Here is a 6,887-nt window from a genome sequence, read left to right as displayed (position 1 = left end):
AGGCTTAACTTTATTTAGCCAGGGTTAAACGCCTCACATATCGTTACACCGTACATCCATCCTACCACTTAGATAGTAGAAAATTGTGCTTAACAAAGTTAATAATTCTCTATTTTCTCTCTCATTCCTTCTATTATAACATGGATTTAATAAAAATCTTACTATCTTTCTACTAATTCATGGGGTTAAACTGAAAGCCCAAAAATTATAATAAAATCGCGGCATCCGCCGGAGGCTGTAACCATAATCAGCAGGGGATGAAACCCCTGCTGATTATAGTTACATGATAGGTGAACGATTTGGTGTCCCTGGTTTACGAGGGTATTTTTGGGGTGTTGGTTTCTTCTTCTCGATTATTACAATGTTTCGATCACTATTTTCGATGGGTAATAAAAAGTGATGTACCTCTTTTAGTTTGCCACCTAGTGTTGTAATGGCCTTTTTCCCATCCTCAAGCTCTTCTGCTACTGACGCAGCCTTCATTGCAAGAAATGTTCCATTTACTTTCACAAGCGGTAAACATAATTCACTTAATACAGACATTCTAGCAACAGCTCTTGCCATTACAATATCAAATGATTCACGAATTTCTCCCTTTTGCCCAAAGGTTTCGGCTCGATCATGGTAAAATGTCACATTTTCAAGCTGAAGCTCCTTAGAAAGCTCGTTAAGGAATGTAATTCGCTTTTGGAGTGAGTCGACAATAGAGATTTTTAAATTTGGAAAACAGATTTTTAGAGGGATACTCGGAAATCCAGCGCCCGCTCCTACATCACAAATCGAATATTCCTTTGAAAAGTCAAAATAAAATGCAGCTGAAATAGAATCGTAAAAATGCTTTAAATAGACCTCAGGCTTCTCTGTAATCGCCGTAAGGTTCATTTTTTCATTCCATTCAATTAATAATTTAAAATAGGTTTCAAACTGATTCAGTTGGGTTGGAGAAAGGGAAATCCCCTTCTCCTCCAACATCGATGTAAATAATGAAGTGTCCATTTTATGTTTCCTTCCAATGTTAATCAAATACACCTTGGAGTTTCGTTAATTAACGCGTGCAATTTTCCCTTGCTCAAGGTAAACGAGCAGAATGGAAATATCTGCTGGATTTACTCCAGAAATCCTAGAGGCTTGAGCAATCGATAAAGGATGTACCTCTTTCAAATTTGCTTTTGCTTCATTCGCTAATCCAGAAATGGCATCATAATCGATGTTTTCTGGGATTTTTTTGTCTTCCATCCGCTTTAATTTATCAACTTGCTGTAAGGACTTTTGAATATATCCTTCATACTTGATTTGAATTTCAATTTGCTCTGAAACATCAGGATGAACTTCTAAGTCACTAGGAGCTAATTTACGAATATGCTCATATGTCATCTCAGGTCGCTTTAGCAAGTCAGACGCAAGAATACCATCCTTCAATTCACTTCCACCAACTGAGCGGATTAACTCCTGCACCTCGTCTGTTGGTTTAATTCGGACACCTTGAAGACGTTCCATCTCTTGTTCAATGGCTGCCTTTTTATCTATGAACTTTTGGTATCGTTCTTCAGAAATTAACCCTATTTCATGACCTAGCTCTGTTAATCGTAAATCTGCATTGTCGTGGCGAAGAAGTAGACGATACTCCGCACGAGACGTTAAGAGACGATAAGGCTCTGCTGTACCTTTTGTAACCAAATCATCGATGAGGACACCAATATAAGCGTCTGAACGGCTAAGGATGACCTCTTCTTTACCGAGAGCACGACGTCCGGCATTAATGCCTGCCATAATCCCTTGAGCTGAGGCTTCCTCATATCCAGATGTTCCATTAATTTGACCCGCTGAATAGAGGTTTTTGATTTTCTTCGTTTCAAGTGTTGGCCAAAGCTGAGTAGGCACGATAGCATCGTATTCGATTGCATATCCCGGTCTCATCATTTGCGCATTTTCCAAACCTGGAACAGATGCAATCAAACGATGTTGAACATCCTCGGGTAAGCTTGTAGAAAGTCCTTGAACATAGACCTCCTGCGTGTTTCTTCCTTCTGGCTCAAGAAAAATTTGATGTCTTGGCTTGTCATGGAATCGAACTACCTTATCCTCAATTGATGGGCAGTAACGTGGTCCACTACCTTTAATCATCCCAGAGTACATAGGAGAACGATGTAAATTTGCATCAATGATTTGATGGGTTTCTGGACTTGTGTATGTTAACCAGCATGGGAGCTGATCGGTAATGTATTTTGTTGTTTCATACGAAAAAGCTCTAGGTGTTTCATCACCAGGTTGGATTTCTGTTTTACTATAGTCAATCGTATGACTGTTGACACGCGGTGGTGTCCCCGTCTTAAAACGCACTAAATTAAAGCCTAATTCCTCAAGATGCTCGGACAATTTAATAGACGGTTGTTGGTTATTTGGCCCACTTGAGTACTTTAATTCGCCAAGAATGATTTCACCGCGCAAAAATGTGCCTGTTGTAATGACAACTGTTTTCGCATGGTATGTGGCACCTGTTTTCGTGATAACACCCTTACATACACCATCCTCAACAATTAAACGTTCAACCATTCCTTGAACAAGGGTTAAATTCGGTTCATTCTCTAAAGTTTTCTTCATTTCGTGTTGATAAGAAAACTTGTCTGCTTGTGCACGTAACGCACGAACGGCAGGACCTTTACCTGTGTTCAGCATTCTCATTTGAATATGCGTTTTGTCAATATTTTTAGCCATTTCACCGCCTAGGGCATCGATTTCACGGACAACTGTACCTTTTGCAGGTCCCCCTATTGATGGGTTACATGGCATAAATGCAACCATATCTAAGTTTATAGTAAGCATCAGTGTTTTGGCACCTAGACGAGCTGAAGCTAAACCCGCTTCACTGCCCGCATGCCCTGCACCAATGACGATGACATCGTATTTACCGGCATCATAGCTCAATTTGATTTCCTCCTCTTGAAAGAATTACTTCCCTAAACAAAATTGTGAGAATAGCTGGTTGATTAGGCTTTCGTGAACAGCATCCCCGATAATTTCTCCTAATAGCTCCCACGTTCTTGTTAAATCTATTTGAACCATATCAATTGGTAGATCAGACTCCACGCCCAAAATTGCCTCTTCAATTGATTTTTTCGCTTGTGTTAATAAGGCAATATGACGAGAGTTAGATACATATGTTAAATCATTTGCCTCGACGTTTCCAGTAAAAAATAAGGAGGAAATAGCTTCTTCTAACGCATCTACCCCTTTTTCCTCTAGTAAAGAGGTTGTAACAATTGGATTGTCTTTAACAAGTTCCTTAACCCTTTCCATATTTATCTTTTGAGGAAGATCCGTTTTATTAATGATAACAATTGTTTCCATACCTGAAACAGCTTCAAATAAACGCTCGTCCTCTTCTGTAAACTCATCACCATAGTTTAATACAAGTAAAATGAGATCAGCTTTTTTCAAAACCTCACGTGAACGCTCAACACCAATCCGTTCCACGATATCCTCTGTTTCACGAATTCCCGCTGTATCGACAAGACGTAATGGAACACCTCGTACATTGACATATTCTTCAATCACATCACGAGTTGTCCCTGGGATATCTGTTACAATTGCCTTATTTTCATGAACGAGACTATTTAATAATGAAGATTTTCCTACGTTCGGCCTACCTATAATAACAGTAGACAAGCCTTCTCGTAAAATTTTTCCTTGGTTTGAGGTTTCTAATAATTTTATGATTTCATCGCGTACAATGTTTGCTTTTTCTAATAACACACGATGCGTCATTTCTTCAACGTCATCATACTCTGGATAATCAATATTTACTTCAATATGTGCTAATGTCTCAAGTAATTCCTGACGTAAACGATTAATAAGGGAGGATAACCGTCCTTCCATTTGTCCAATTGCTACATTCATCGCACGGTCGGTCTTAGCACGGATTAAATCCATAACTGCTTCTGCCTGTGAGAGATCAATCCGACCATTTAAAAAGGCACGTTTTGTAAATTCTCCAGGTTCAGCTAACCTTGCCCCATTCGTTAGGACGAGCTGAAGGACTCGATTAACCGAAACAAGTCCACCATGGCAATTGATTTCAATTACATCCTCTCTCGTAAAGGTCTTAGGTCCTCTCATTAAGGTTAGCATTACTTCCTCTACGACTTGGTTCGTATCTGGATCTATGATATGTCCATAATGAATCGTATGTGAGTCAACCTCTTTTAAATTTTTCCCTATAAACACTCGATTTGCAATATCAATTGCTTCATCCCCACTTAACCGAACGATTGCAATTGCTCCTTCTCCCATTGGAGTTGAAATGGCTGCTATTGTATCAAACTCCATTTTCTCACCTTCTTATATATAAACATTCCATATGTTTGTTCTGCTTTTTGAAATTGTGAATAACTTTTTGTAGATTCCTTTTTACTAGTATTGCCTTTTTATCCACACAGAAAACAAATCCTTGTTTTCCCAAAATAAACTACACTCCATTTTATCTTATCCACATGTGAATAACAATAACGAAGAACTCAGCTTCATGTACAATTAACCGAAAATCTGTGCTATAACAGTACGTTCTTTAAAAAGACCAGCCTTCTATTGCTTTCAAAAGAGCACAAAAAAACCTAGGCAGACGCCTAGGCTTCTTAAGTATGTTATTCAGCTGGTGAAATCACGATATATCGGTTCGGATCTGAACCGCTTGAAGATGTTTTCACTTTTGCGTTATTTGCAAGGGCGGTATGAATAACCTTTCGTTCGTACGAAGGCATTGGTTCTAATTTGACATCTTGCTTTGTGCGTCTTACTTTATCTGCAAGTCTTTCTGCTAGCTGAACCAAGGTTTCTTCACGACGACCTCGATAGTTTTCAGCATCGACGATAATGTTCAAATAATGATCTGAAGATCGATTCGCAACCAGTTGTGTTAAATACTGTAATGAATTTAAGGTTTGGCCCCTTTTTCCTATTAAAACAGCAATTTTTTCACCTGATAATTGAAATGTCACATTCTTTCCATTACGTCTAACATCTAATGTTGCTGGAACACCCATTGTAGAAACCACTTGTTCTAAGAACTTTTGGGCCTCTTCGACCGGGTCAATTTTCACAGTTACTTTAACAACAGCTGGCTTTGTTCCAAAAATCCCAAATATCCCTTTTTTACCCTCATCGATGATTTGTATTTCGGTGCGGTCTCTTGTTGTACTTAATTGAGCTAAAGCTGATTCTACTGCTTCATCGACGGTTTGCCCTGTAGCAGTTATTTGTTTCACTTTTTGGCTCCTCCCGCTTTTCCAGATTGTGCTGCTCTAATATCTGGACCTTTGATTAAATAAGTTTGAACAATCATAAAGATATTACCGACTACCCAGTATAAAGATAATGCGGCTGGGAAGCTAATCGCAAAAACAACGATCATAATTGGCATTAACCATAGCATCATTGCCATTTGTGGATTATTTTCCATGCCCATCATTGTAATCTTTTGCTGGATAAATGTTGTGATACCAGCAACTACCGGAAGAATATAATATGGATCTGAGTCACCTAAGTCAAACCACAAGAAGTTGTGATTAGCAATTTCGCCCGTTCGCATAATTGCATGGTAAAAACCAATTAAGATTGGCATTTGAATCAATAATGGGAAACAACCCGCTAGTGGATTGACACCATGCTTTTGGAAGAGCTGCATCGTTTCTTGTTGTAGTTTTTGTTGTGTTGCTTGGTCCTTTGAGCTGTACTTTTCACGCAATGATTTTAGCTCTGGTTGAATTGCTTGCATTGCCTTTGAACTCTTTGTTTGTTTAATCATTAACGGCAATAAAGCAAAACGAATCAATAGAGTTACAATGATTATCGCTAAACCATAGTTATTATTAAAGAGTTCAGCAAAATAAGTAATCAGCCAGGATAAAGGATAAACAAAGTATTTGTTCCAAAACCCTGTACTTTCTGCGGTAATTGGATCATTGATTTGGGCACACCCGGATAATAGAAGAATCAATCCTATTAGCGCACTTATTAATAATATTCGCCTTTTCAACTACTTTTCCTCCTAGTTCTAAATATCCTAAAGGTAAATATATATTTGAAAACATATTCATTCGAAGATAAATCAATATGTACCCTTGTATTCTACCATCTTTATAGGAAAAATTCTTTCTTTCCTTTGAAAAAAGTCGACTATTTCGGGACTTTTTTTAACACTTTTGCCACCTTTAGGACATGAAGCAAGCTTTTCTTTACTTCTTCATAGCTCATCTCGGCAACAGGCTTCCTGGCAATGATTACATAATCCTTAATTTGAACCTGTTCCTTATGCTCAAGGAAGAACTGGCGAATCAATCGTTTAATACGATTCCTAGTAACAGCGTTTCCAATTTTTTTACTTACGGATAAGCCGATCCGGAAATGCTCTAGTTCTTCTCTCTTATAAACATAGACAATAAATTGCCGATTAGCTGAAGATTTTCCTGATTTAAACACCGTTTGAAAATCTTGATTCTTTTTTATACGGTATTCTTTTTTCATACTTTACAACTCCCGTACTACGAAACAACGTTTCAAGTTCTTATGACCATACTAGTCCATTCCTAGTATGGTCATAAGAAAAATTGAATAAAACATGTTTATATGAAGTATCTTTATCATTTTTTCTTATAAAGGCTAAGATAGATCCTTTTAGAAAAAAAGACCACTGAGCTTTCAGTGGCCTATGCTGATAATACTTTTCTTCCTTTTTGACGACGACGAGCAAGAACTTTACGTCCGCCTACAGAACTCATACGACTACGGAATCCGTGAACTCTGCTGTGTTTACGTTTGCTTGGTTGATATGTTCTTTTCATATATGACACCTCCCTGAGGAATTAACTCACAAAATCAAATACACCTTGGCG

At 38.1% G+C, this 6,887-nt stretch carries 7 protein-coding genes; all 7 read right to left on the bottom strand.

The genetic code is table 11. From position 1 onward, the window contains the following. Positions 1–279: 279 nt before the first annotated feature. Positions 280–996 carry a 16S rRNA (guanine(527)-N(7))-methyltransferase RsmG gene (gene rsmG, locus V7112_RS13220; protein ID WP_335420372.1) on the bottom strand — a complete coding sequence of 239 codons (717 nt, stop codon included), beginning with the start codon at positions 994–996 and terminating at the stop codon, positions 280–282. A 45-nt stretch (positions 997–1,041) separates the two neighbouring features. Then, positions 1,042–2,925: a tRNA uridine-5-carboxymethylaminomethyl(34) synthesis enzyme MnmG gene (gene mnmG, locus V7112_RS13215; RefSeq protein ID WP_335420369.1), complete on the bottom strand. Its 1,884-nt coding sequence runs from the start codon at positions 2,923–2,925 to the stop codon at positions 1,042–1,044. Between the two features lie 24 nt (positions 2,926–2,949). Further along, a complete protein-coding gene (gene mnmE, locus V7112_RS13210) occupies positions 2,950–4,326 on the bottom strand; it encodes a tRNA uridine-5-carboxymethylaminomethyl(34) synthesis GTPase MnmE (RefSeq protein ID WP_335420366.1) in 1,377 nt (458 codons plus the stop codon). A 314-nt stretch (positions 4,327–4,640) separates the two neighbouring features. Next, complete coding sequence (gene jag / locus V7112_RS13205) at positions 4,641–5,261, bottom strand: RNA-binding cell elongation regulator Jag/EloR (protein ID WP_335420363.1); 621 nt, start codon at positions 5,259–5,261, stop codon at positions 4,641–4,643. Continuing rightward, the gene (gene spoIIIJ / locus V7112_RS13200; RefSeq protein ID WP_335420360.1) at positions 5,258–6,031 is read right to left on the bottom strand and encodes a YidC family membrane integrase SpoIIIJ; all 774 of its coding nucleotides are present in this window, start codon (positions 6,029–6,031) and stop codon (positions 5,258–5,260) included. Before spoIIIJ ends, jag begins: the two co-directional genes overlap by 4 nt. Positions 6,032–6,171: 140 nt before the next feature. Then, positions 6,172–6,519, bottom strand: coding sequence for a ribonuclease P protein component (rnpA, locus tag V7112_RS13195; RefSeq protein ID WP_335420357.1), 348 nt, complete (start codon positions 6,517–6,519; stop codon positions 6,172–6,174). 182 nt (positions 6,520–6,701) lie between these two features. Beyond that, positions 6,702–6,836 (bottom strand): 50S ribosomal protein L34, encoded by a 135-nt coding sequence (rpmH, locus tag V7112_RS13190; protein WP_335420354.1) that lies wholly within the window; start codon positions 6,834–6,836, stop codon positions 6,702–6,704. Positions 6,837–6,887 lie beyond the last annotated feature (51 nt).

Origin of the sequence: Bacillus sp. JJ1566 (genome assembly GCF_036962685.1) — a bacterium.
GTDB lineage: Bacteria > Bacillota > Bacilli > Bacillales > Bacillaceae_L > Ferdinandcohnia.
The sequence above is the reverse complement of the archived record's forward strand: the minus strand, read 5'-3'. Positions and strand labels throughout refer to the sequence as shown.